This window comes from Rhodococcus sp. EPR-134, assembly GCF_001647205.1.
Taxonomy (GTDB): domain Bacteria; phylum Actinomycetota; class Actinomycetes; order Mycobacteriales; family Mycobacteriaceae; genus Rhodococcus_F; species Rhodococcus_F qingshengii.
Genome location: NZ_LVCT01000739.1, coordinates 1 through 1345, shown reverse-complemented (window position 1 = coordinate 1345; position 1345 = coordinate 1). Strand labels below are relative to the sequence as shown.

Below are 1345 nucleotides of genomic sequence, written 5' to 3'. Positions count from 1 at the left end.
TCTGGTGCCTCTCTATTTGTCAAGCGGCAGTGAGGGATTCTCTCGATATGGCTCGAATGCCCCGTTTTTCATCTGCGAGCATGACTCGCCACAGGTGTGTAGCGAGGTGCCGTTTAAGTGCGCGAGCGGCGGTCCGGGGTGTTTTTCCTTCAGCGATTTTCTTGTCGTAGAACGCTCGTCCCGTGCTCGACGGCATCCGGATCTGGATCATGGCGATCGTGTAGAGGGCGGAGTTCAGTTGCCGATCGCCGAATCTCGACAATCGGTGATGGGAGGAGTCGGCGCTGGCGATCTGGACGGGTGCAGTTCCGGTGTAGCTGGCATACGCAGCAGCGGTGGGGAACCGGCTGGCTCGGCCGCTGCGGCCTAGGATGCGGGCAGCAAGAACTGGACCGACTCCGTCGATATTGCGCAGATGTGTGCCGTGCTCGTCGAGCAACGCGGTGATCTTGCGGCTGTTCGCCGCGAGCTGTTCGTCGAACCGCGCGAAGTCCGTGATCAGCTCCTTGGCCAGTTCGAGTCGGATCTTGTCCGGTGCGGTTCTGGCCCGAAAGCCTCGGATCGCGGCAGCAGCTTTTTTGGGTGTCAACGACGTTGGCGCACCGCCGGCCATCAGCTCACGTAATAAGGCGTGAAGTTGATTAACGGTGCGAGTTCGACTGGACGACAGATTGACTCGCCGCTCGTCGAGCAAAGCAAGCGCATCGTTGACGGTCTCCGGATAGACCTGCCTGGCGTCGCCGTGCAGAGCTGCGACGCTGGCTGCGGCCGCAGCGTCGATGCGGTCGTTCTTGCGTCGTCCACCACGGGAGAGTTCACGTACTCGGGCGGTGGCGGTAGTGGGAATATCGTGCACGACCTCACCGATGGCAAGGAGCCACAGTGCGAGGTGGTGCCCGAGGCCGTCGGCGTTCTCGATGGCCCAGCGTCGGTCCGGCCAGGCTTTGGCCCAAACGATTAATCGCTTGTATTCGATGACCGAGGCGTCGATGCGGATCGAACCGAGATCGGTGTTGGTGGCGGAGTCGAGTGCGGTCGCAGTATGGGTGGACTTGTGTGGATCGATACCGATGACGATCATGGGGTTCGGTTCCCTTTTCGCTCGATGGATGGGGGATCCGCGGTGGACAATCCGACTTCAAGTACCTCTCACAGCAGCTTGTGGTCACGCCTCTCTCGAGTCACACCGCGAACGCAGACCGGAGGGGGTGACACACCAGACAAGAGTCATCCCGACTGCGGGAGACAGAATGTTCACGAGTCATTCCTTCCGGCCTGCTACGACACGCTATGGGCTGCAATCCCGGTCACTTGCCGTGACACTCATATAAGTCGGAATGTTCAC

General features: G+C 60.4%; 1 protein-coding gene. It reads right to left on the bottom strand.

Annotation, left to right across the window (positions count from 1 at the left end; all coding sequences use genetic code 11):
• Positions 1 to 19 precede the first annotated feature (19 nt).
• Entirely contained in the window at positions 20 to 1081 is a 1062-nt protein-coding gene (locus A2J01_RS31995; RefSeq protein ID WP_064114328.1) for an IS110 family transposase, read from the bottom strand.
• Positions 1082 to 1345 lie beyond the last annotated feature (264 nt).